Origin of the sequence: Marinilactibacillus sp. Marseille-P9653 (genome assembly GCF_916618885.1) — a bacterium.
In the GTDB taxonomy this organism is placed as follows: domain Bacteria; phylum Bacillota; class Bacilli; order Lactobacillales; family Carnobacteriaceae_A; genus Marinilactibacillus.
Map to the genome: position 1 here is coordinate 157,668 of NZ_CAKAKH010000001.1, position 25,203 is coordinate 182,870.

General features: G+C 37.8%; 22 protein-coding genes. 17 read left to right on the plus strand and 5 right to left on the minus strand.

The annotated features are described in order from the left end of the window. Window position 1 precedes the first annotated feature (1 nt). The 4 genes from recF to dnaA form a co-directional block, all read right to left on the minus strand. The gene (gene recF, locus LG377_RS00855; protein ID WP_225742845.1) at window positions 2-1,123 is read right to left on the minus strand and encodes a DNA replication/repair protein RecF; all 1,122 of its coding nucleotides are present in this window, start codon (window positions 1,121-1,123) and stop codon (window positions 2-4) included. After that, complete coding sequence (gene yaaA / locus LG377_RS00860) at window positions 1,123-1,356, minus strand: S4 domain-containing protein YaaA (protein ID WP_225742846.1); 234 nt, start codon at window positions 1,354-1,356, stop codon at window positions 1,123-1,125. The genes recF and yaaA overlap by 1 nt, the downstream gene beginning before the upstream one ends. Before the next feature lie 302 nt (window positions 1,357-1,658). After that, on the minus strand, window positions 1,659-2,795 hold the full coding sequence (gene dnaN, locus LG377_RS00865) for a DNA polymerase III subunit beta (protein ID WP_225742847.1): 1,137 nt from the start codon (window positions 2,793-2,795) through the stop codon (window positions 1,659-1,661). A gap of 264 nt (window positions 2,796-3,059) precedes the next feature. Then, window positions 3,060-4,394, minus strand: coding sequence for a chromosomal replication initiator protein DnaA (dnaA, locus tag LG377_RS00870; RefSeq protein ID WP_225742848.1), 1,335 nt, complete (start codon window positions 4,392-4,394; stop codon window positions 3,060-3,062). Window positions 4,395-4,952: 558 nt separating this feature from the next. On the opposite strand from dnaA, the gene rpmH reads away from it, so the two are divergent. The 11 genes from rpmH to pcp all read left to right on the plus strand — a co-directional run bounded on the left by rpmH (window position 4,953) and on the right by pcp (window position 15,958). After that, entirely contained in the window at window positions 4,953-5,096 is a 144-nt protein-coding gene (rpmH, locus tag LG377_RS00875; RefSeq protein ID WP_072693642.1) for a 50S ribosomal protein L34, read from the plus strand. A 122-nt stretch (window positions 5,097-5,218) separates the two neighbouring features. After that, entirely contained in the window at window positions 5,219-5,569 is a 351-nt protein-coding gene (gene rnpA / locus LG377_RS00880; protein WP_225742849.1) for a ribonuclease P protein component, read from the plus strand. Between the two features lie 95 nt (window positions 5,570-5,664). After that, window positions 5,665-6,513 (plus strand): membrane protein insertase YidC, encoded by an 849-nt coding sequence (yidC, locus tag LG377_RS00885; protein WP_225742850.1) that lies wholly within the window; start codon window positions 5,665-5,667, stop codon window positions 6,511-6,513. Window positions 6,514-6,580: 67 nt separating this feature from the next. Then, window positions 6,581-7,498, plus strand: coding sequence for an RNA-binding cell elongation regulator Jag/EloR (jag, locus tag LG377_RS00890; protein WP_225742851.1), 918 nt, complete (start codon window positions 6,581-6,583; stop codon window positions 7,496-7,498). 140 nt (window positions 7,499-7,638) lie between these two features. Further along, window positions 7,639-8,457 carry a GNAT family N-acetyltransferase gene (locus LG377_RS00895; RefSeq protein ID WP_225742852.1) on the plus strand — a complete coding sequence of 273 codons (819 nt, stop codon included), beginning with the start codon at window positions 7,639-7,641 and terminating at the stop codon, window positions 8,455-8,457. Between the two features lie 91 nt (window positions 8,458-8,548). Then, the gene (locus LG377_RS00900) at window positions 8,549-9,826 is read left to right on the plus strand and encodes a folylpolyglutamate synthase/dihydrofolate synthase family protein (RefSeq protein ID WP_225742853.1); all 1,278 of its coding nucleotides are present in this window, start codon (window positions 8,549-8,551) and stop codon (window positions 9,824-9,826) included. A 252-nt stretch (window positions 9,827-10,078) separates the two neighbouring features. Then, window positions 10,079-11,587 (plus strand): PTS system trehalose-specific EIIBC component, encoded by a 1,509-nt coding sequence (gene treP / locus LG377_RS00905; RefSeq protein WP_225742854.1) that lies wholly within the window; start codon window positions 10,079-10,081, stop codon window positions 11,585-11,587. A gap of 182 nt (window positions 11,588-11,769) precedes the next feature. Continuing rightward, complete coding sequence (gene treC / locus LG377_RS00910) at window positions 11,770-13,422, plus strand: alpha,alpha-phosphotrehalase (RefSeq protein ID WP_225742855.1); 1,653 nt, start codon at window positions 11,770-11,772, stop codon at window positions 13,420-13,422. A 199-nt stretch (window positions 13,423-13,621) separates the two neighbouring features. Continuing rightward, the gene (locus LG377_RS00915) at window positions 13,622-14,323 is read left to right on the plus strand and encodes a DUF969 domain-containing protein (protein ID WP_225742856.1); all 702 of its coding nucleotides are present in this window, start codon (window positions 13,622-13,624) and stop codon (window positions 14,321-14,323) included. Continuing rightward, window positions 14,323-15,246 (plus strand): DUF979 domain-containing protein, encoded by a 924-nt coding sequence (locus LG377_RS00920; RefSeq protein WP_225742857.1) that lies wholly within the window; start codon window positions 14,323-14,325, stop codon window positions 15,244-15,246. Before LG377_RS00915 ends, LG377_RS00920 begins: the two co-directional genes overlap by 1 nt. A gap of 64 nt (window positions 15,247-15,310) precedes the next feature. Continuing rightward, window positions 15,311-15,958, plus strand: a complete 648-nt coding sequence (pcp, locus tag LG377_RS00925) for a pyroglutamyl-peptidase I (protein ID WP_225744606.1) — start codon at window positions 15,311-15,313, stop codon at window positions 15,956-15,958. Between the two features lie 61 nt (window positions 15,959-16,019). On the opposite strand, the gene treR is transcribed toward pcp, so the two are convergent. Continuing rightward, window positions 16,020-16,742, minus strand: a complete 723-nt coding sequence (gene treR, locus LG377_RS00930) for a trehalose operon repressor (protein WP_225742858.1) — start codon at window positions 16,740-16,742, stop codon at window positions 16,020-16,022. 136 nt (window positions 16,743-16,878) lie between these two features. Here treR and LG377_RS00935 point away from each other — a divergent pair, with 136 nt between their 5' ends. The 6 genes from LG377_RS00935 to LG377_RS00960 all read left to right on the plus strand — a co-directional run bounded on the left by LG377_RS00935 (window position 16,879) and on the right by LG377_RS00960 (window position 24,851). After that, window positions 16,879-18,000 carry a site-2 protease family protein gene (locus tag LG377_RS00935; protein WP_225742859.1) on the plus strand — a complete coding sequence of 374 codons (1,122 nt, stop codon included), beginning with the start codon at window positions 16,879-16,881 and terminating at the stop codon, window positions 17,998-18,000. 244 nt (window positions 18,001-18,244) lie between these two features. Continuing rightward, window positions 18,245-19,633 carry a tRNA uridine-5-carboxymethylaminomethyl(34) synthesis GTPase MnmE gene (gene mnmE, locus LG377_RS00940; RefSeq protein ID WP_225742860.1) on the plus strand — a complete coding sequence of 463 codons (1,389 nt, stop codon included), beginning with the start codon at window positions 18,245-18,247 and terminating at the stop codon, window positions 19,631-19,633. 46 nt (window positions 19,634-19,679) lie between these two features. Beyond that, entirely contained in the window at window positions 19,680-21,566 is a 1,887-nt protein-coding gene (mnmG, locus tag LG377_RS00945) for a tRNA uridine-5-carboxymethylaminomethyl(34) synthesis enzyme MnmG (protein ID WP_225742861.1), read from the plus strand. 177 nt (window positions 21,567-21,743) lie between these two features. Further along, window positions 21,744-22,499, plus strand: coding sequence for a sulfite exporter TauE/SafE family protein (locus LG377_RS00950; RefSeq protein WP_225742862.1), 756 nt, complete (start codon window positions 21,744-21,746; stop codon window positions 22,497-22,499). A 300-nt stretch (window positions 22,500-22,799) separates the two neighbouring features. Next, entirely contained in the window at window positions 22,800-23,129 is a 330-nt protein-coding gene (locus tag LG377_RS00955; RefSeq protein ID WP_225742863.1) for a four-helix bundle copper-binding protein, read from the plus strand. Between the two features lie 642 nt (window positions 23,130-23,771). Beyond that, window positions 23,772-24,851, plus strand: a complete 1,080-nt coding sequence (locus LG377_RS00960; protein WP_225742864.1) for an IS30 family transposase — start codon at window positions 23,772-23,774, stop codon at window positions 24,849-24,851. Window positions 24,852-25,203 lie beyond the last annotated feature (352 nt).

The window sequence follows — 25,203 nt, forward strand, 5'->3', positions numbered from 1 at the left end:
TTTATTCACTCTCCATTTTAATCTGCCCATCTGATACATTAAAAATCCGCGGGTCATTCAATAATTCTTTTTTTACTCCGTCCAAACTCGTCGTTGTCAAAAATGTCTGAACCTTGTCTTGAATGGATTTAAGCAAGTGCGTTTGTCGATCATCGTCTAGCTCACTTAATACGTCGTCGAGTAATAAGACAGGATATTCTCCCGTCATTTCGAACATTAATTCAATTTCTGCAAGTTTCACGCTAAGTGCAGTCGTTCGCTGCTGTCCTTGAGATCCATAAGTCTGGACATTTTTGTCGTTGATGTAAAAACGGAGGTCATCTCTGTGGGGGCCACTTACTGTGGTTCCTTGATCTAGCTCTCTTTGCTGATTCTTGCTGAATTGCTCCAACAAGTCTTGCATCAGTTGGTTTTTATCTTGTTCAGAATTAACCGGTATAGAGGATGCGTATTCGATACGTAACTGTTCTTTTTCCTGAGAAATAGATTTGTGTATCGGTTCAGCCCATTCCTGCAGGCGCTTGGTGAATTTAAATCGCTCAGTAAGAACTTCTGCACCTTCTGCAGCTAGCTGATCTGTTAAGACATCTAAATAGGTCTGATCGATTTTATTTTTGAATCTCGCTTGTTTCAGATACTGGTTACGCTGCTTGAGCATCTTTTGATACTCAACAAGATGGTGAAGATAAATCGGGCTCATCTGCCCCATCTCCATATCCAGAAACTTTCTTCTAACAGAAGGCGATCCTTTGACAAGAGACAAGTCTTCTGGCGCAAACAAAATAACGTTCAGATGACCAATATAGGCACTGAGCTTTTTTTGTTCTAGATGATTCAGTTTTGCTTTCTTTCCTTTTTTGGAGAGAATAATCTCCAGTGGGAAGCCACCTTGCGATTTTTCGATTCGACCCGTTACTTTTGCAAATTCCTGATCCCAACCGATCAATTCCTTATCGTTTGCTGTACGGTGGCTTCTGGCCATCGCGAGTACATAGATACTTTCCATCATATTCGTTTTGCCCTGAGCATTTTCTCCCAGAAACACATTGATATTCTGAGAAAATACAGCTTCGGCTTTATCGTAGTTGCGGTAACCTCTTAGTTGGAGGTCTTTTAAATACATCAGGCGTCCTCATGTTTTAAAGATTCAACTACAAAACTACCTACTTCTGGAATATCTACTACTGTACCGTCATAAAGTTTCTTTCCTCGTCTGTTTTCAGGTTCTCCGTTAACAAAGACTTCAAACTGCTCTAGAAACGGCTTAGCCATTCCTCCACTTGAGATCACATTCGCGTGTTTCAGAAATTGGCCTAATGTAATATACACTTCTTCTATTTGAATTGGGGTATGCACCTTTTATCGGCTCCTTAAAGTAAAAAATACGTCACAAAACTCTACGATTTTTTTCATACTATTCTTTCTCTATTATACCCCAAAAAAGAGGCTAATACAAATTTTGACGGAAAATAATGGCCTCTGATAGATTTTTGATAGATAAAAAGAAAAATGATATTTTTACTCGAAATACGCTCAGAATGTAAATTTGTGTATTTTTATCTGTTTTCGTCTTAAAAAAATCTGTCAGACAAAAAAATCCTACTGAGTATCGGGTCCATATAGACCAGATCGACTCAGTAGGATTTTTGTTTAGGATCTTAAGATGTACGAATTGGTGTAATTAACTGGATAAATTCTCTGTTATCATCACTTGGAACCAATACAAAAGGTCTCAAAGTTGAAATGAGTTTTATCGTAATTTCAACAGCACCAAATGTATTCAGCGCAGCTTTCAGATAATCAGGATTGAATGAGATTTCCATTTCTTCTCCTTCGATCTGTTTGAAGGACACATCTTCATTCACTCTTCCGACTTCTGGGGAGTTTCCGGTTATTTCCAATTCATTTTGCTTCACTGATAATTTAACCACATTGTTTTTACCTTCATGTGATAAAAGAGAAGCACGCTCTACAGCACCTAGAAGAACTTGTGCGTCTAGTGTGATCTGTGTAGAAGAAGCATCAGGAATCAGGCGATCTGTATCCGGATAGTTCCCTTCTAAAAGTCTTGAATAGAAATGTGTATCTTCTGTTTTGAATAAAATCTGGTTTTCTGCAATCGCAACTGTAATTTCATCAAGAGAATCATCTAGTAATCTTGATAATTCTTGAAGACTCTTTCCAGGGATTACAATGTTGTAAGAGAAATCTCCAGCAGATTCTAAAGGAATGACTCTTTGACTTAAGCGGTGACTATCTGTAGCAACGGCTTTTAGTCTGCCTTCTTTTAAAGAAAGATTCACGCCTGTTAATATCGGACGACTTTCATGTGAAGATACCGCAATAACGGTTTGTTTAACAATAGTTTTCAACAACTGAACGGGTAAAGTAAATGCTTGGTCCGTATCGATTTCTGGTAGGTGTGGATAATTAGCTGCATCCAGTCCATTGATAATAAAAGAAGAGGAAGCTGAAGTGATGGCCGTTTGAACGCGATCCATTACCTCAATAGAGAATGTTTCATCTGGCAACTTGTTTACAATGTCACTGAAGAAACGAGCAGGTTGTAAAACAATACTACCTTCTTCTTCAATTTTCAATTCAGCTTTTTCATCATGAACTGAAATAATGGTTTCAATTGAGATATCAGAGTTACTACCGGTCAGTTTAACGCCTTCTGCATCTGCAACCAATTTGATTCCTGTTAATATCGGAATTGTCGTTCTTGAAGATACTGCAAGTTGAACATCTCTCAATTTTTTTAGAAAAGCCGTTCGTTTGATAGAAAATTTCATAGAATCCCTCCGTGCATTTTTCTTATTGTAAGTATAGCATAATGTGCTGTTGTTTCATGTTTTTGAATCATCTTTAATTCTGGCAGAATGCCTATATATATTTATATAAATAATATAGTAATAGTAGTAGGGCCTGTGTATACTGTGGAAAAGCTAAAAAACCCTTAGAGACAAAAGTTTTCCACTTGTGGATAACCTGTGGGTAACTTTGTGTAGAAAGTATCAGGTTATACACAGGTGGAAATCCTAGGTATAATAAAAAAATTATTGCAGACTCTTTTTGATCTGTTCAATTTCATGTTTCAAGTCGGCATCTTTTTTGATTGCCTGCTCGATTTTTTCGTACGCGTGAATAACCGTAGTATGATCTTTACCACCAAACTCTTTTCCGATTTTAGGTAAAGAGTTATTTGTCATTTCTCTAGATAGATACATTGCAATCTGTCTTGGAAGAACGATTTGACGAACGCGCTTTTTGCCTTTTAAATCAACAAGTGAAATCTGATAAAACTTACTGACTGTTTGCTGAATCGTTGCGATTGAAATATCTTGATTCTTGTCTTTCTTGACCATACTCTTGAGTGCATCTGCGGCTAGACTCGTCGTAATATCATTTCTTTGGATAGCTGAATAAGCTTGTACTCTAACCAAAGCACCTTCTAATTCACGAATATTTGAATCAATTTGTCCGGCGATGTAGCTCAATGTATCATTTGGAATTTCAAGTCCTTCTGCATTGGCTTTTTTTCTAAGAATTGCGATTCTTGTTTCAAGATCCGGAGGTGTAATATCAACGGATAGTCCCCAAGCAAATCTAGAAACCAGTCTTTCTTGAAGTTTTGGTATTTCATTTGGTAGTCGGTCACTAGTCAATACGATTTGCTTACGATCATCGTAAAGTGCGTTAAAGGTGTGGAAAAACTCTTCCTGAGTACCTTCTTTGTCAGCAAAAAACTGGATATCATCTACTAATAGAAGATCTACATTTCTATACTGTCTTCTAAATTTTTCTTGCGTTCTATTTTGAATAGAATTAATGAAGTCATTTGCAAAATTTTCACTTGATACATATTTGATTTTAGCATTTGGATTGATCTGTAAATACTGATGCCCAATCGCGTGCATCAAATGAGTTTTTCCGAGTCCTACGCCACCGTAGAAAAAAAGTGGATTATAGATCGTTCCTGGTTCTTCCGCGACAACTAATGCAGCTGCGTGAGCCATTTGATTACCTTTTCCGATAACAAAAGTGTCAAAAGAATATTTGCTGTTCAAAGTACTGGAAACCATATTCATCTGATCAAAAGGTTCTCTCTGCTGCGGTTCTTCATTCTCTTCATGTGTAGCCTGTTCTTCAGAGGTTACAAAAAGTGGAGAAATTTCGCGGCCGAAATATTCATAAAGGTACTCTACCATTCTGGTAGTCAGATTATTCTGCCAATATTCTTTATGCAAAGTAGACGGAACTTCTATAGTAACGGAGTTATCCGTAACTCGGACGAGGTTTGCGCTTTGGATCCATGTATCAAAACTAACTTTAGATAGAGATTGTTTAAATTTATCTTGTAAATGTATCCACAAGGGATGCGGGTTATTCATTCTGTTCCTCCTCGTCTCAATGAATGTTTTTTTATTTTATCATGGATGAGATAAGTTTTCCACAACTGAGTGAAATTGTTGATAAATAATTCAGAACCTGTTGAAAATAGTTATCCACACGGGAACAGGGTTTGTGTATAGTTTCAAGTTTTGCAGAAATACTCAACAAGAATTGTGGATAACTTAACACTCATAAACACTATAACAACAATCTGCAAATGAGTTGTTAACATTCCGGAAAACCCTGTGGATAACTTTATATACACAGGCTGAAATTGTGGGTGAATCATGTATAAAGTTGTTAACAGTTAAAAATAAAGATATAGTTACTAACTGTCCTGTGGATAAAAATGTGCATGAAATCAGCTTATTTATTATTTGAAAATGTGTCTAAATTTAAAAGCAAACAGTTAAATTACAAAGGAAGACTTGACAAATGGTATCTATTTTCTTAAACTGATATAGTCTGTCTATGTTATGATGCAAAATTTAGATAGCATTTTGTAACCTTTAAATAGTAAACAGAGATATAGCAATGATTCAGGAGGTGTATGATCAATGTCACAACAAGGATTAACATATCAACCTAAAAAACGTAAGCGTCAAAAAGTACACGGTTTCCGTAAACGTATGAGTACAAAAAACGGACGTAGAGTATTGAAAGCAAGACGTCGTAAAGGTAGAAAACGCATTTCAGCATAAGAAATAAAAGGCGACGATAGCTTCTTATTAAAATAAGAGCGCGTCGCCTTTTTTTGTTGTCAAAGTGTAGAGATAAGAATCATAGAGAAAAAGGATCAAGTAAAGGCAGGTGGTGACTGGTCATGAGAAAAGCTTACCGGGTTAAAAAAGAAGCCGATTTTCAAAAAGTCTTCCATAAAGGAAAGTCTGTGGCGAATCGCCAGTTTGTCGTCTATGTATTAGAAAAGCCAGATCAAGCCCATTTTAGAGTAGGGATTTCTGTTAGTAAAAAATTAGGTCACGCACCAACTCGTAATGCCGTAAAAAGAAAAATCAGACACGCACTGACAGAGTTCGATCAAGAAAATTTATTGAAACAAGAGAGAGATTTTCTCGTTATAGCAAGAAATCCAGCAACTAGTATGTCTTATGTTGAAGTAAAAAAAAGCTTATTACATGTTTTGAAACTGGCTAAAATGACGATCAGTGAGTAAATGAACGTGTATCATTTTTAAAATAAGGATGTTCTAAAAGCTGGTTTTGATTTATAATTAATCTAGCGCACAAGACTTTGGAAAAGAGGAAAGAAATGTCTACTATAGTAAAAAAACGTAAGCGATTGCTATTGATGTTCAGCATGCTTGCAGTCGTATTTGTTTTAGCTGCTTGTGGTACAAGCGATGTTACTGCTCAAAGTGAAGGATTTTGGGAGGGCGTCGTAATTTATAATTTTGCTCAGTTAATTATTTGGGTATCTGGACTATTCAATAATAGTTACGGTATGGGGATTATCCTCGTAACAGTATTTATTCGTGCTTTGCTGATTCCAATCACGCATTTCCAGCAGAAAAATATGCAACAGATGAACGAAATTAATCCGCAGATGACAGAATTAAGAGAACAATATTCTTCAAGAGATACTGAAACACAACAGAAATTAAGAGAAGAGCAACAAAGACTTTATAAAGATGCAGGCGTTAATCCGTATTTAGGATTCTTACCATTGCTGATTCAGATGCCCGTCTTTATCGCATTGTATCAATCAGTGAATAGAACGCCGATTCTTAGAACAGGCGACTTCTTATGGGTCAACTTAGGTGCACCGGATCCTTACTTGATCTTGCCGATTTTAGCCGGTATCTTCACACTAGCAAACTCCTACTTGATGAGCATGGGAAGACCGCAAGCTGGCGGAAAAGTCATGACATACATTATGCCATTGTTCATTGTGTTGATCACATTCAGATTATCTAGTGCGCTAGCACTTTACTTTGCAGCATCCAATGGATTTGCAGCACTACAGACTGTACTTTTACAAAATCCATTCAAAGCGCGTCGAGAGCGTGAACTGAAGGAAGAACAAGAGCGAGAAGCTGAACGTGAACGTAGAAGAGCTATGAAGAAAGCGCAAAAATTGGGGCGTAACGTAAGAAAATAATTAAGGTACATGTTTGATATGATTTGATTGAATAAACATACCTATCGTTGAACGGAGGGCATTATTCGTGATTGATAAATATACAGCACAGGCACCTACAACAGAAGCTGCAATCGAAAAAGGATTAAAAGCTTTGGGGTTAAAAATAGAGCAAGCAGATATTGAAGTAACAGAACCTGGTAAAAAAGGGTTTTTGGGAATTGGGCAAAAAGATGCGGTCGTCGTTGTTAAGAGAAAGCAAGCAACAAGTGGAATCAAAAGTGTATTTGAATCTTCTTTTTCTGCAGAAGACATTTTGCCGAAGGACAAACCAGCTCCTGAAAAACCTCTATTTGTTGAAAGTGAGACAGGAACAGAACCATCTTCTGACCAAGAAATTGTAGAACCCGTTGCAGAAAGTCCCGAAGAAGTCGAAGAAACTAGGAATCAATCCTCAGATGAGAAGCCACTTGTAATGGCTTCTACAGAAGATTCTGAAGAAGTGAAGCCGGCGATTTCTGAAGAACAACAAAGAGAAATTGAACAAAAAGATGCTGAAGGTATTCAGCAAGTAGCGGAGTACTTGAAAGATGTTACAAATAAGATGGGTATTGAAGATGTTTCTGTTCATGTACAAAGACAAGGGAAAAAAGTTCAGTACAATATAGAAACAGAAGATGCTGGCTTAGTCATTGGCCGTCATGGTAAGGTTTTGAACAGCTTACAGACGCTTGCTCAGATTCAATTACATCAACTTGCTGATTCGAAATTTTTCGCTAAAGTGGATGCAGAAGCGTATAGAGATCGTCGTCAAAAAACCGTTGAGCAGTTAGCTAAAAGAACAGCAGATAAAGTGAAACACACCAAACGCCCAGTTGTTCTTGAACCAATGCCTGCGCACGAAAGAAAGTTAATTCATCGTTTTTTGAATCATCATCAAGGTATCCAAACACACTCTGAAGGCAAAGAACCTCATCGTTATCTAGTAGTGGAACCTGAAGAATAATCGTTCTTTATTTAAGATAGTCATGTCTAACTTCGGTTATGCATGACTATTTTTTGGTTAATTAGATTTATATTATCAATCGTTAAAAGTGGACATTAAGGCTTTAGATAAAAATAAAAAATTTTTTTAAGGAGATACATATGCTTACAAACCAGCAACTTTTAGATATTGAAAAGCTTCAAAAAGAAGTAGAGGCTTTCGACGAGTTAGAGCTCAAGCTAAACTGGGAAATGCTGCGTGCACGCGAAGATGACCAAAACGATTTTCTTTATTATAAAGAGAATGAACTGATTGCTTTTATAGGCTTGTACGCATTCGGGTCAACCGTTGAAGTGACGGGGATGGTGAAGCCTCGTGAGCGCCAGAAGGCTTATTTCACGCAGTTATTTGCGGAAGCGATGCGGGTCGTGAGAGAGAAAGGCTATAAAAGAATTCTATTAAATGCACCAGCTAGTTCTCAATCAGCTAAACAATTTTTGAAAAAACGAAGAGCAAGTTATGCTTTTACGGAACACCAAATGAAATGGAAGCCAAAGCCTCTTGAGGTGACAACCGGTTTCGTGTTGCGCAAAGCGACTCTTTCGGATTTAGATAGACGGGTTCAGCTTGATGTAGAATCCTTTGATATTTTAAGAGAAGATGCAGTAGAGATGGAAAGTAGAATCAATGGCGAAGAAGATACAGATGTGTTCATGATTGAAGTTTACAATGAGTCAGTCGGTAAAATTCGTGTCACAAGAGAAAAAACGGAGGCTTGGATTTATGGATTTTCAATCTTGCCAAAGTATCAAAAGAAAGGAATCGGTCGCAAGGTGCTACAATCGATCGTTATACAAGAAAGCGAAAAGGGGTATTCTGTTCATCTGGATGTGGAAACAAAAAATGACCGCGCTTTAGGATTATATGAGTCGGTTGGGTTTGAAGTTGTCCATGCACAAGACTATTATGAGTATAAATAAGATGAAATGATGCAATAGATTGTAGTCGTTTTCGACAATCTGGCTACTCGATTGTATAATAAAGAAAAACTTAGAAATGTAGGCGTGGTTTATGAATATGGAAGAAGTTACAGCACTTGTAAATACAAATCGCGGAAATGGAAAAAAAGAAAATCTAGACCGCATGGCGAGCTTGATGCAAAAACTAGGTAATCCGCAAAATCAGATAAAATTTGTTCATATAGCAGGAACAAATGGCAAAGGGACTACAGCTTCTTTTATTTCTTCGATTCTAAGAGAAGCCGGTATGCAGGTAGGGCTCTTTACGTCTCCACATCTTGAAGTCGTAAACGAACGCATTCAAGTGGATCAGACATTCATTTCCGATCAGGACTTTATTGACTGTACTGAAAAAGTAGCAGCTTATGTAGAAGAAGTTGAAGCAGAATTGTCTGAAAAACTGTATTCATTTGAAATACTGACAGCTGTTGCGTTTGTTTATTTTAGTCGTCAAAATTGCGATCTAGTTGTGCTGGAAACGGGAATTGGCGGAAGACTAGATTCAACGAATATTATTGAAACACCTGAAGTGGCGGTCATTACATCGATTGGCCTAGATCATATGAATATGCTCGGACATACTTTAAAAGAAATCGCTCAGGAAAAAGCTGGAATCATTAAAAGGAACGGTTCTGTAGTTGTTTATGATTGTGGAAACGAGTTGCAAATGGTTTTTGAAGAACATGCACAGGAAAAACAAGCAGAGCTTAAGGTATTGAACCAGTCTGATATTGAACAGTTATCTGCGTCTGTCAAAGGACAGGAATTCAACTACAAGCAGTACAAGAATCTGAAAATCAAGATGGTGGGTGTCCACCAACTTTCAAATGCTACGCTAGCCATAGAGACAGCCTTACATTTAAAAGCAACGTATGAAATGATTACAGATGAAGCCATTAGAAAAGGACTGGAAAAAGCATTCTGGGCTGGCAGGATGGAAGTGTTACGGGAAGAACCACTCGTTTTAGTAGATGGTGCACATAATGAACAAGGTGTCGCGCTATTGAGTCAGAACATCCGAAGTTTATTTCCTGATCAAAAAGTTACATTTATAGTAGGTATGATGAAAGATAAAGCCTATATAGATATGATCGAAGTTGTCTCAGATATAGCGAGACGATTTTTAACGGTGTCACCAGATCCCTGGAGAGGATTTGATGCAGAAGAAGTCGCTACTGTACTGAATAATAGAGGACAATCTGCAAGATTTGTAAAATCAGTGGAAGATATCCAGCAATACATCGAAAAGGAAGCCGAAAAAGAAGAAATTATCGTTGTATTTGGATCCCTTTATTTAGTCGGTGATTTAAGAAAGTTGCTTCATTTATAAAATTAAATAGATCGTCCTTCAAGTACTGAGTATTCATACAGTCGCTTGAAGGGCTTTTTATTAACCGAAATCGAAATCGAAATGATAAAATTGTCCTGAAGAGAACAAGGAGAGAATAGACAGAACACACCGACACGTAAGAGAGGGGAGATAAAATATAAAAACGGTTGCATCCAAAAAGTTTTTGGAGTATAGTAACGTTAACAGACAACTTGTATATACAAGTTAAAACCATATTTAGGAGGAAACAACATGGCAGACTTTAAGAATGATGCTAAAGAGTTGCTGGATGCTATTGGCGGGAAAGAAAATGTTAACGCTGTAACGCATTGTGCGACCCGAATGCGATTTGTTCTAGACGATCCATCTGGTGCAGACGTCAAGAGGATAGAAGAGATTCCATCAGTAAAAGGAACGTTCACTCAAGCTGGACAGTTTCAAGTCATTATTGGTAACAGAGTAGCAGATTTTTATAATGAATTTTCAGATGTTTCCGGTCTTGAAGGTGTTTCTAAAGATGATGTAAAAAAAGCAAGCACACAAAACATGAACTGGCTACAAAGACTCATGGGTGCTTTAGCTGAAATTTTTACGCCACTTATTCCCGCAATTATTATTGGTGGTTTAATATTAGGATTTCGTAATGTATTAGAAGGAATAGAATTTGAGTCTTTAGGACGATTAATCGTAGATGGCGTACCCCAAGTAACCGATGCTGGTGCTCCCGTTTTCAATAAGATCGTCGATGTTTCTCAATTCTGGGCAGGCGTTAACGACTTCTTGTGGCTTCCTGGTGAAGCGATTTTCCATTTCCTACCTGTAGGGATTACGTGGAGTGTTACAAGAAAAATGGGCACCACTCAAATATTAGGTATCGTTTTAGGTCTTACATTAGTCTCTCCACAATTAGCGAATGCATACGGGGTAGAAGATATCCTTGCTGGAGACATTTCACAATGGGACTTTGGTTTCTTCCAGTTAGATAAAATCGGATACCAAGCACAAGTTATTCCAGCGATGATGGCTGGGTTCTTGCTAGCATACCTTGAAAAATGGTTACGTAAGTTTATTCCAGAAGCCATCTCTATGATTTTCGTTCCACTGTTTGCATTACTTCCGACAATTTTTATTGCACACGCTGTTATTGGACCGATTGGTTGGACACTCGGAACAGGTCTTTCTCAAGTAGTAAACTGGGGACTTTCAGGAACCTTTAGTTGGATCTTTGGATTCGTCTTTGGTGGCTTGTATGCACCACTAGTTATTACAGGTCTACACCATATGTCTAACGCAATCGATTTACAATTAGTTGCAGACTACGGTGGAACAAACTTGTGGCCGATGATTGCATTATCAAATATCGCTCAAGGATCTGCCGTTCTAGGTATGATCATTATGCACTGGGGTAACAAAAAAGAAGAGCAGGTATCTATTCCAGCTGCTATTTCCGCTTATCTAGGGGTAACGGAACCGGCACTATTTGGTATCAATATTAAATTTGTTTATCCATTTGTGGCAGGAATGATTGGTTCAGCCTTTGCGGGTATGATTTCTGTAGCGATGAATGTAACAGCGAATTCTATTGGAGTTGGAGGACTTCCAGGATTCTTGAGTATTCAGCCAGATTCTATGGTAGGATTCTTGATTGCGATGGCCGTTGCATTTGTAGTTCCCATTATCTTAACAATTTTCTTTGAAAAAAGAGGCATCTTGACTAAATGGGAAAATACAAACTTACCAATTCCTAAGTTAGGTCAATAATCGAGCAAAAGATTCGTAATCGCCACCTAACAGTGGTAAGTTTAAATTCTAAAGAAAGAATCATTAATCGTTAGAAAAGGATTGGTTCTATAAGACCGAAGCTGTCTAGAGCATTTATTTAGACGAATATCCGGTACTTAAGAATCGGTCCTTTTTCTATAAATAGAGAAGGGAAGAATTCGATGACACATTTTCACGACAAAGTAATTTATCAGGCCTATCCAAAATCCTTTAAAGATACGGATGGAAGCGGAATGGGTGATTTGAAAGGCCTTATTGAAAAGCTACCTTATCTAGAAGATTTAGGTGTAGATATGTTGTGGCTGAATCCTTTTTACAAGTCACCTCAAAACGACAATGGTTATGACGTAGCAGATTATACATCTATTGATCCGATGTTCGGCACTTTTGAAGATTTCGATACACTTGTAGAAGAAGCCAAAAAACGAGGTATTTCCCTAATGTTAGACATGGTATTGAATCATACGTCTACAGCACACGAGTGGTTTCAAAAAGCTTTAAAGGGAGAAAAGAAATACCAAGACTATTATATTCTAAGAGAAGGAAAAGCGGACGGTAGTCTTCCAACAAACTGGGAATCTAAATTTGGCGGAGAGGCGTGGTCTAAATTTGGAGATACAGATCAGTATTACTTACATCTATACGATAAAACCCAAGCAGATTTAGATTGGCGAAACCCAGAAGTTCGTCAGGAACTTTACAATGCCGTCAACTTCTGGTTGGAAAAAGGTGTGAAAGGACTTCGCTTTGACGTTCTGAATGTGATTGGAAAAGACGAAGAATTAAAAGATGCAGATGATGGTGTTGGAAAATCTCATTACACAGATACACCCATCGTCCACGAGTATATTCACGAATTGAATAGAGAAACATACGGCAAGTATGAAGACGTGATTACAGTTGGAGAAATGAGCTCAACAACTGTAGCAAATGGCGTACAGTATTCTAATCCTGAACGGGACGAATTGTCGATGATCTTTAGCTTTCACCACTTGAAAGTGGATTATAAAGATGGCGAAAAATGGACAACGCAACCGTTTGATTTCCTAGAATTAAAAAAACTGTTGGATGAATGGCAGAGAGGAATGGATGAAGGCGGAGGCTGGAATGCAGTCTTCTGGAACAATCATGATCAGCCACGGGCGAATAGTCGGTTTGGAGATGTCGAGAAGTATCCTTTCGAAACAGCGACGATGTTGGCTCAGACCATCCATTTCCTAAGAGGGACGCCATTTATCTATCAAGGTGAAGAAATTGGAATGACGAACCCGAATTATAAGCATATTGATGACTATTTAGATATAGAAACACATAATGCGTATCAGAAATTAAAAGAAGATGGACTGCCAGAAGATCAAATTATGGATATCATCCAGTTTAAATCTAGAGACAATGCACGAACACCGATGCAGTGGAATGCTTCTGAAAACGCTGGTTTTACAGAAGGAAAACCATGGTTGAAGATTCCTGAGAATTACAAAGAACGTAATGCAGAGAGCGAAGGCGTCAGCAAGAACATTCGCGCTTACTATAAACAATTGATCCAATTACGTAAAGAACACAAAATCATTCAAGAAGGTTCTTATGAACCCGTTGAACTGGGTCATCAAAGTGTTTTTGCTTACGTTAGAACGTATGAAAATCAAAAACTACTTGTGTTGAATCACTTTTATGCAGATGAAGCGATAATCGATATACCTCGTCCTTTATTAGAAATGGATGCACAATATGTATTGGGAAATAAAGAAGAGAGACCGTTAGAATCAACATTAGTGATGCAACCGTACGAAACCATCGCTTTTTTATTAAATTAATTGAATGATAACTTGAAGCAGTCTATGACAGTAAGTGCCTTTACTATCATAGATTGCTTTTTTATAGGTAGAAAGTATCTTAACAATGAGAAAACGCTAGTTGTATTTTTAACGCTCTCAAATTTTGACTCGTTTGTTTTTAGGTGCTATGATTTTAAAAATTGAGGCATTTATATAATTAGTTGGGAGAAGGATAGGTATGGAAATTATACGGTTAGTTGGTATTTTAATTATCGTTGTTGGGTTCATTTTTAAATTCGACACGATTGCAGTTGTTTTGATTGCAGCACTTGTTACAGCACTAGTATCAGGCATTTCATTTTTCGAGTTTCTTTTTATTATGGGGGAAGCTTTTGTTAATAATCGATTAGTGACGTTATTCTTACTAACGCTACCGATGATTGGGATCGCAGAAAGAGCGGGATTGCGTCAGCAAGCTGTTAGAATTCTTGAGAACATCAATGGAATCACAGCGGGAAAACTCTTCTCAATCTACATGGTCTTCAGAGAACTAGCGGGTACATTTTCTATTCGGATGCAAGGACAAACACAATTCGTTCGTCCATTGATCGAACCAATGTCTCAAGCAGCCGCTAAGACAAAATATGGGGAAATCAGTGAAGAAGATACAGAAAAAATCAAAGCGCGTTCCGCAGCTACAGAGAATTTTGGGAACTTCTTTGCGCAGAATACGTTTATTGCAGCTTCGGGTGTCTTGTTGATTACCAGTACGATGGACTCTTTAGGATACGTGATTTCTCCTATAGATATTGTTATTGCGACTATCCCAGTAGCGCTTTTTGCACTTGTAATAGTCGTGGTATCTAATATTCTATTTGACCGTAAAATGAACCGCAAATACAATCAAGCAAATCAAGAGAAAAAGGCAGGTAAATCATAATGGAAGCATTTGTAAATAATTTATTGGAGTTCTTTTTCATTCTTGTTGGTTTATTGCTTGCCTATGTAGCTTTTAAAGTCGCAACAGACAAAACGCACCCAGCTAAAATTGGAACTGCATTGTTCTGGTTACTGCTTGGGATTACATTCGCTTTGGGGAATTATATTCCTTTTGAAATCACTGGAGCGATTTTACTGATTGTTGGTGTATTGACACTACTAAAACAAGTGAAAATTGGACATATAAAACAAGTAACAGAAGAAGAAGCACAAGCATCTAGTAAAAAACTTGGGAATTGGGTTTTTCTTCCTGTAGTTGTACTGGCTGTAGTCGCTGTTGGAGTGGCTCAGTTTACACCACTTGGGGGACAAGCGGGAATTGGTATTGGAGCGGTGACTTCTTTGATCGTAGCAATGATCATTACGAAATCTTCTCCTAACAGTGCATTAGAAGATGGAAACAGAATGGTTCAGCAAGTTGGTCCAGTCGGCTTCTTACCGCAGTTATTAGCTGCATTAGGTGTGATCTTTACTCAAGCTGGAGTCGGCGACGTGATTGCCAACGGAATTTCTAGTTTCTTACCACAAGGAAATCCTTTGGTCGGCGTTATTGCTTACTCAACTGGAATGGTTATCTTTACCATGATTATGGGGAATGCCTTCGCAGCCTTTACGGTCATCACAGCAGGAATTGGTATTCCTTTTGTAATCTCACAAGGTGGAGATCCAGCAGTAGCTGGAGCTTTAGCGATGACGGTCGGATTTTGTGGAACGCTTATGACACCAATGGCAGCAAACTTTAATGCTTTGCCAGTAGCCTTACTTGAAATGAAAAATGAAAATGGCGTCATCAAAGAACAGATTCCTATGGCTTTAATTATGATTGTGTTCCATGTCATTTTAATGTACTTCTGGGCGTTTTAAGACAGAGAACTTCTATTGAATCGAGTATTTCTGATATAATGATAAAAGAAGGGTAGCGATGAATATGAAAATTTTAGTTACAGGATTTGATCCATTCGGCGGAGAAAATTTAAATCCGGCATGGGAAGCAGTAAAGAAAATCCCTGATACCATTAATGGAGCAGAAATTAAAAAAGTTATGATTCCTACTGTATTTGGAAAAAGTGCAGAAGTAACAGATGAGGCCATTGAAGCGTTCAAACCTGACTATGTCCTGAACATTGGTCAAGCTGGGGGACGATTTGAATTGACTCCTGAACGTGTAGCCATCAATGTAGATGATGCTAGAATTCCTGATAATGAAGAGAATCAGCCAATTGACGTAGCCATCAAAGAAGATGGAGAAGCTGCTTATTTTACTCAATTACCCGTTAAAGCAATGGTGACAGAGATGAAAAAAGCAGGTGTTCCGGCATCCGTTTCTAACTCTGCAGGAACATTCGTATGTAACCATATTATGTATCAAGTACAATATATGATCGATAAAAAATATCCAGAAATTAAAGCAGGATTTATGCACGTGCCATTTATTCCTTCACAAGTGTTGGATAAACCCGGTAAACCAGCCATGAATCTTGAAGATATCGCTTCGGGTATTACAAAAGCCATCGAAGCCATCGTTGCTTTTGATGGAAAAGAAGATTTAAAAGCGATTGGTGGAACCACTCACTAATGGATCGTTAAAAAAGAGTGACTTGCTGCCCTAATAGGCATCGAGTCACTCTTTTTGTGTTTTAGTAAGTTTGTGGTCCGCGTCTTCTAGCAAAATCGACAAAGCGAAATTTATCCAGTCTATGACGAGACTCTGTGTATTGAAACAGTCTCGTGTCTTCGAGATGAACATCGCTTCTGGTTACCACAATATGATGGTCATCATGAAGAGACATGATGGATCGGTCTTCATCGGTAACCGGTTCAACGGTGAATTCTTTTCTAGCGTATCCGATTTTCAGGCCTAATTTGTGTTCGATATAATGGTAAAGAGAATTTTCTGCTTCTTCATCTGGTAGTTCTTCTATAATCGAAGTCAGTAAATAGTCTTTGTCTAGTATCACAACTTCCTGATTAACTTTTCGAGCACGAATCACCGTATGGACTTCCGTACTTTCAGGAACTTTTAAAAACTCAGCAATGTGCTTAGGAATTTTAGTGATCTTGTTTTCGATTAGTAGGGTCTGGCTAGAAATATTTTGAGCGTTTTGAAGTTCTTGATAACTGGTTAAGCCAGAGATCGGAAAATCAAACCGTTTAACGTCCAAAACGATAGAACCTTTTCCCTGCTTCTTTTGAATATAGCCACTTTCTAGTAACAGCGTTAAGGCTTTTCTGATTGTTTCACGCGAAACATTGTATTGTTTTGTCAAATCATTTTCGCTCGGGAGTAGATCTCCAGATTTATACGTTTGGTTTAAAATTGCGGATTCAATATCGACGAATATTTCATGAAATTTACTCAAGTGATCCATTCCTTTATTCATTCTCTATAGGATTCTACCATAAATCATCACTTTTTTAGTAAAAAAATAAATCGTAGTGTATAGTAGAACTTTGATCTATAATTGAGAAAATACGGTTTAGTTGAGAGGTGTTCAAGTGAAAAAGGTTTTAATTACATTATATATCGCAATTTTTGCTGTTATCGGTTTCTGGATTGGGTATCATGCAACCATGACAGACTTAGACATAGGATGGTTACTGATTCGAGCAGGGCTTATTTTAATCAGTATCGCAGTTTTCGGTTTCCTTCATATTATCATTCATGAAATGGGTCACTTGATTGCGGGTAAAGTTTCAGGATATCAATTTTCATTCTTCAGAATCGCAAACTGGGCCCTCGTAAAAGAGCAACATCAATACAGAATAGCAAAATTTTCGATAGCTGGAACGGGTGGACAATGTTTAATGATTCCAGCAGAACGAGACGACAATCCACCGTACCGCCTTTACTTGTTTGGAGGAGCTTTGGCCAATTTTATTACGGCTGCCATCGGGTTAGTCTTTGTTTTAATAGGGTTTCGATCTGTATATCTTTATAGCTTTATTTTGACGGGGCTATTCACTGGTATCCTAAACTTGATTCCTTTTAGTATTACAGATGGAAATACCTTGAAACGACTAAAGATGGATCCTAATAAGCGACCTCAACTCTTTCAGCAGTTAAGACTCAGTGGAGACTTTATCAATGGAAAAATGTATGGAGAGATCAAAGATCATGAATTGATTGAAAATCCTAACGAACCCATGACAGAACAATTCAATGCTTATACAGTACTCGTTCAGATCAATCGAGAATTAGAAGCAGAGAATTTTGGACATGCATTGGAATTAATCGAACCGTTATGGAATCAACGATTGCAAATGGTCAAACCTTATCAGATGGAGATCTCAAGAGATTATTTATTCTGCCACCTTACAATGGAAACGGAAGATACAATGATTCAAGATGAAATCAAAGAAGATCCATTATTCCAACAATATCTAAAAACAAATCAGCTGGAAACCTATAGAATCAAAGCAGCAATGGCTTTCTGGATCGACAAAGATCTGAATCAAGCAGAAAACTGGCTTGAGAAAGCTGAAAAATCATTGGATCAAGCACCAACCTATGCAGATAGGGCCTTAAATAAAAAGTTACTCGATTTCGTGGAACAAAAAGTCACACAAGAACGTGTTAACCGTACTGCGATGAAAGATGTAGAAGAAGAGCTGGTTTAAGCGAGAAATCGGTGAACATTTTGAAAATTTCTGTTCACAATTTACTAATAAAAAATAAGTTAAGTGGTTGACTTTTTTATTCATTCCTTATATCATTTACAGTGTTGAGCAAGACAGAATATGAGCAAGTTAAATAGTGGTAAAGTAGTGAAAGTGCTTTTCCACCTCAGGTCTATTTAATTAGGCATTATTGGGGTGGACCAGGCACTTTTTTTGTGAAGAAAAATAGGAGGAATACCTTAAAATGGCAATCGAATTTGATACTATTGCAGCAATTTCTACCCCTCCTGGTGAAGGCGGTATTGGGATTGTTCGAATCAGTGGAGACGAAGCGCTGGAAATCGCAGACCGTGTCTACCAATTAGGAAAGAAAACTTTAAAAAATCAACCAACGCATACGATTCATTATGGTCATATCGTGAATCCGAAAACTGAAGAACAGATCGATGAAGTCATGGTCTCTGTGATGAAAGCACCAAAGACCTATACGCGTGAAGATGTGATTGAGATCAATACGCACGGTGGTGTACTAGCCGTTAACCGCGTATTGCAGACGGTTTTGCATAATGGCGCACGTCTAGCGGAACCTGGTGAATTCACAAAACGGGCTTTCTTGAACGGTAGAATCGATTTATCTCAAGCAGAAGCGGTAATGGACGTGATTCGTGCGAAAACGGACAGAGCGATGCATATGGCGGTCACACAGCTTGATGGAGATCTCTCACGCTTGATCAGAAACCTACGTCAGGATATCTTGAGCACGCTAGCTCAGGTAGAAGTGAATATTGACTATCCAGAGTACGATGATGTAGAAGAAATGACAGCGAAACTACTCGTCGAAAAAGCAGAAAAAGTAAAAGCACAAGTAGAATCTTTACTCGATACAGCAAGCCAAGGGAAAATCTTGCGTGAAGGACTCGCAACGGCAATTATTGGTCGACCGAATGTTGGGAAGTCCAGTTTGCTGAATGTCTTGATCAAAGAAGATAAAGCAATCGTGACAGAAATTGCCGGAACAACGCGTGACGTTGTGGAAGAATATGTCAGTGTTAAAGGGGTACCGCTTAGACTCATTGATACAGCAGGTATTCGTGAAACGGAAGATATCGTCGAACGAATCGGTGTTGAACGTAGTCGTAAAGCTTTAAAAGAAGCAGACTTAGTCTTACTAGTATTCAATCAGAACGAAGCGTTGACACCAGAAGACAAATTACTGATCGAAGCAACAGAAGAACACCATAGAATCGTGATTTTAAATAAAATGGATCTTGAAACAAAGTTGGATATGGACGAGTTGAAGCAGCTTGTTGATCCAGCAAGTATTATCCAAACCTCTATTGTGACACGCGCTGGTATGAACGATCTGGAAGCAAAAATCGCTGACTTATTCTTTTCAGGAAAAACAGGCGAGCGTGATGCGACCTATGTATCAAATGTACGCCATATTGCCTTGTTGAATGAGACAGTTGATGCTTTCAATGACGTCATAGAAGGTATTGAAACGGGTATGCCAGTCGATTTAGTGCAGATTGATATGACTAGAGCCTGGGACTTATTAGGTGAAATCACTGGAGATAGTGTACAAGATGAATTGATCACGCAACTATTCAGTCAATTCTGCTTAGGAAAATAAACCATTAACCTTATAAACGGACTTTATATTAGAAAGGAACAACTCGATGCAAACTTATGAAGCTGGAAGATACGATGTTATCGTTGTCGGTGCTGGTCATGCTGGATCAGAAGCAGCACTTGCAGCCGCAAGAATGGGTTCAAAGACTTTACTGATTACGATCAACTTGGATATGGTTGCTCATATGCCATGTAACCCATCGATTGGCGGACCTGCTAAAGGGATCGTCGTACGTGAAATGGATGCTCTAGGTGGCGAAATGGGGCGCAATATCGACAAGACTTATATTCAAATGCGTATGCTCAATACGGCTAAAGGACCTGCTGTACGTGCTTTACGCGCGCAAGCAGATAAACATCTGTATTCCATTGAAATGAAACGTACGATTGAAAGAACCGAAAACTTGGATATGAAACAAGGAATCGTTGATGAATTGGTCGTTGAAGACAATGTCATTCAAGGCGTTATTACAAATACAGGTGCGATTTACCGTGCTCAAGCCGTTGTTTTAACAGCGGGTACGTCTTCTCGTGGAGAAATTGTGATCGGGGAATTGAAATATTCTTCTGGTCCGAATAACACCCAACCTTCCATCAAATTATCTGAGAATCTACTAGAACTTGGCTTTGACTTGGACCGTTTCAAAACAGGAACACCACCAAGAATTCACAAAGATTCTATCGACTATTCTGTAACAGAAGAACAACCAGGAGATTTAGAGCCTCATCACTTTAGTTTTGAAACGCCAGATGAAAAATATCTGCAAAACCAAACGTCTTGTTGGTTAACGTATACAAGTACAACTTCTCACGATATCATTCGTGAAAATCTGCACCGTGCACCGATGTTTACAGGAATCGTTGAAGGTGTTGGCGCTCGTTATTGCCCTTCGATCGAGGACAAAGTTGTGCGCTTCTCTGACAAACCGCGTCACCAATTGTTTTTAGAACCAGAAGGTGAAACAACAGATGAAGTTTATGTACAAGGCTTATCATCTTCACTTCCTGAAGATGTTCAACTAGCTGTTTTACATTCAGTAGAAGGTCTAGAAAATGCGAAAATGATGCGTACAGGTTATGCTATCGAGTACGATGTGGTTAAACCATACCAATTACGTCCTTCACTTGAGACAAAAATGATCAGTGGATTATTTACTGCCGGTCAGATGAACGGAACTTCTGGTTACGAAGAAGCGGGCGGACAAGGTCTAATGGCTGGAATCAATGCAGCGCGTCTTGTTCAAGGAGAAGAACCATTCGTAATGAAACGTAACGAAGGCTATATCGGCGTTATGATCGATGACTTAGTTACAAAAGGAACGAATGAACCTTATCGTTTACTAACTTCACGTGCAGAATACCGTCTACTATTGCGTCACGACAATGCAGATTTCAGATTAAGTAAAATTGGTCGTGAACTAGGACTCCTTTCAGAAGAAAGGTATCAGTTATTCCTAGACAAAAAAGCGCAAGTAGAACAAGAACTGGCTCGTCTGAAAAAAGTTCGCCTGAAACCGACAGATGTTGCTGCTTATCTTGAAGAAAAAGGTGAGCCACAATTAAAAGATGGTATTTTGGTTTATGACTTCATTCGTCGTCCTTATGTCAAGTATTCAGATATCATTCAATTTGCGCCAACAGAAGAACCTTTATCTAAAGAAGTGATGGAACAAGTTGAAATCTTCATCAAGTATGAAGGCTATATTGAGAAAGCATTCCGCAAAGCGGATAAAGTGAAACGGATGGAAAACAAACGAATTCCAGAAGGCATCGATTATAGCTCGATCAATGGAATCGCAACGGAAGCTATCGAAAAATTAACAAAAATCCAACCAGAAACAATCGCACAAGCAAGCCGAATCAGTGGCGTGAATCCATCAGATATTTCAATTTTAATGGTCTACGTGGAACAAGGCAGTGTAGCGAAAGTATAATCAATTTTATAGAGATTGGTAAAAAAAGTTGCAGTTTTCTGCAACTTTTTATTTTGCACAAACTTTAAAGATGCTAAACAATCTTGAATCTTTCATTTAAAATATGTTACCTTTAATCTATTTTTAGAAAATATTATTTTGGTTTATAAAGATTAATTTGAATAACTTGGAGGACGTATGGAAATACAGTTAATTTTTTTGGTTGTGGGATCAGTATTTTTAGGATCTCTAATGCGTGCGACATTTGGATTTGGAGATTCTGTCATCAGTATGCCACTGCTTGCATTACTACCGATTCCTTTTTCGTCAGCGGTAGCTTTGGTCGGTTTAGTAGGATTTACTGTAGCCTTATTTTCTTTATTCAATAGCTGGAAACAATTAGATATTATTATTTTAAAATGGTTGGCTATCTCCACAATTATGGGTATTCCTTTTGGGCTGCTATTAGTCCATTTTGTAGAAAAGCGTTGGATAAATTTGATACTAGGCTCTTTACTAATTGTATATTCTATTTATTCAATACTAAGTTCGAGTAAAAAACAAATACAGATAGGTAATGATCATCAACACCTTAATTATACTATTCCATTTGGTTTCGCCTCGGGTATGCTTGGAAGTGCATATAATATGAATGGAATTCCTATTGTACTCTATAGTACAATGAAAGACTGGTCTCCCAAGCAATTTAAAGAAAATGTACAAGCTCATTTTTTGATCTCGAGTATACTAATTATTTTTAGCCACTATTTGAGTGGGTTTTGGACTAAAGAAGTAGGATTGTACTATCTGGCTTCTATTCCAGCAGTTGTAATTGCTATTGTATTAGGAAATTATTTCTATTCGAAAATCAAGGTCGATAAATTTAGACGTTTTGTTATTTATGTTATCCTTTTACTAGGTTTATTTACGTTTATTGATTTTCTTTTGGGGTAGCCAAATTATAGACCAAGAGTCTTAGAAAAATAGACTACCAGTAAACTACCAATATTAAACATGGGAATCCGCATAAGCAGGCCTAATCAGTGGTGTCAAGCCATCAGATATTTCGACCTTAATGGTCTACATGGAACAAGGCAGTGTAGCGAAAATATAATAAATTGATTCATTTAAAGCAAGGAGCCGCGGACTTGATGCATGGCTTCTTTTTTTATGCTTAAGCGTTATTTTTGCCATGAGATTGAACAGGGCGTAGACTAAAGATAGAAAATAAAAATACAATAGGAGTGAAGTATAATGAGCCAAGCCGTTGGAACGTTAGTCAGTAAAGTAGCTGCATGTGCAAAAGCGTGTAACGAGTGTTTTGATGCCTGTTTAAAAGAAGACGATGTAAATATGATGGCGAACTGTATCCGAACAGACCGCGTATGTGCAGATATGTGCGGAATCGTAGCAGACTTTGCCCATAGAGAAAGCGAAATATTCATTGACCTAGTAGCCTCATGTGCAAAAGCCTGCGGTATCTGTGCGGAAGAATGCGAAAATCATGAAATGCAACACTGCCAAGAGTGTGCAGCAGCTTGTCGCGAATGCGAAAAAGCTTGTAAAGAATACCATGATCAGTAAGTTAAGTAGCTACTTCATATAAAAACAAAATTCCGCTGAAGAAACCCGTTCAAGGTTTATTTGGCGGAGTTTTTACGAGAAAAGATAACTTATCCATATTTCAGATATTATCTCCAAGAAGTTTATAGATATTTTTCTGTGGTAGAAGTATTTGTATTCAGCTTCATAATAATGCAACAATGCTTTTCATTTTGATGAGTTATTCCGTTAGAAAAAAAACAAAATAAATACTCTGTTCTAGCAAGGTTTGGGACGCAACAATCTTGTAGAATGTTGCGTTTTGAAAATAGTTTTAAAAAAAGGAAACCCATTTAATAGATTATGCTCTATTAAATGGATTTCCTTAGGTTAGTATTTATGACGCTATATAGAATATTATTGTTTCGCTGCCCAAGCTTCTTGAGTTTGTAATGTTTTAGGATAAATGTAGTACAAAATTTTTCTACTTCCACCGCTCATGGGATAACCATAAACAGCAGTTAACTACTTTATAAGTTTTTTTCGTTTTTAATTTAAAACTATAAAAAAGCTGGATTTTATAATGAAGTTAGCCACTTAGGCTAACCCATAAAAAAACGCCATGCGAATTTCATGTTATATTGAAGTTATACCACTAACTCTCAATAGACAGGATGAATTCACATGACGCACTCTAACAATAACACAACAGCACGTAAGGGAAAACACTTATCTTATTCAGAACGATCTCAAATCGCTATTTTAAAGAACGAGAACTACTCAAATCGCGGGATTGCAAAAGCTCTGGGACGTGTCCCACAAACGATTAATAGCGAGATTCATCGTGGAACCATTACTCAACTTAAACGTCAAAAGCAAAACGGTAAATTATATGACTACTATTCGACTAACTACGATCCTAATGCCGGACAAGCTGCTTATGATAGGCTTCAATTGAACTGCGGCCGTCGGCCAAAATGGGCTGATTCGGATGCGTTTATTGAGTGGGCAGATGATAAACTGTTACGGGAAAAGTGGTCTCCAGATGTAGTCGTTGGGTTTGCTAAAACACATGACTTGTTTGATTCTTCTATTATTCCCTGTACGACGACTCTTTATGGATGGATTGACAAAGGGATCATGAGAACCAAGAATATAGATCTACTTGAAAAACTATCACGAAAACCAAAAGACACTTCTTATAGAGGACGAACAAACAAACGAATTTTAGGCCAATCTATTGAACAAAGACCTCCAGAAATTGATAATAGACAGACTTTTGGACACTGGGAAATCGATACAGTTGTCGGAAATAAAGTGAAAACCGATTCGGTTTTATTGACGTTAGTTGAACGTCAAACACGCTTTGAAATCATCCTTAAGCTCAGAGGTAAAGATAAAGAATCCGTTGATCAGGCAATCCAACAATTACGGCTTAAAGCCGGTGATACATTTTCTAAAGTATTTAAGACCATCACCTCGGATAATGGATCTGAGTTTGTAGGGCTTCACGAAGCGCTGAAAGAGACGCTTGAAGTGTATTTTAGTCATCCGTATGCTTCGTGGGAAAGAGGCACAAGCGAGAACCAGAATAAATTTATCCGCCGATTTATTCCAAAAGGTAAAGCTATCAGCCATTTTAGTGAAACTCAATGCTTGAGAATACAACAATGGATGAATGACTATCCTCGGAAAATACTTGGCTATAAAACCCCTCTTGATTGTTTTGCCAATGCTCTACGCTTGTTGCCCCAAATGGTCTAAGCACGTTAGTGCTAAAGAAATGACGACTATATCCTTCAACAACCTACTAACAATTAAGGTCAAATATCTTTTTTAACTAAGTGACTAACTTAGACTTGAAATTTGCGAAAAAAACTATAAATAAAAATATTAAAATCATATATAAAAATATTGGTTTACGATACGCCGTTAATAAGTTGGTAGACGAGAATTTTTTTCTTTATAAAAAAATTTTTAAAGTATACTTTCCAGCTTAAATAAAAACACTTACTTTTTGTAACAGGTTTCAATGACCTATCTTTTTTGTTATACTATTAATACATACCATCTAAATAAAGTATATAACAATTTATAAATGGTTTGTATTATGTGA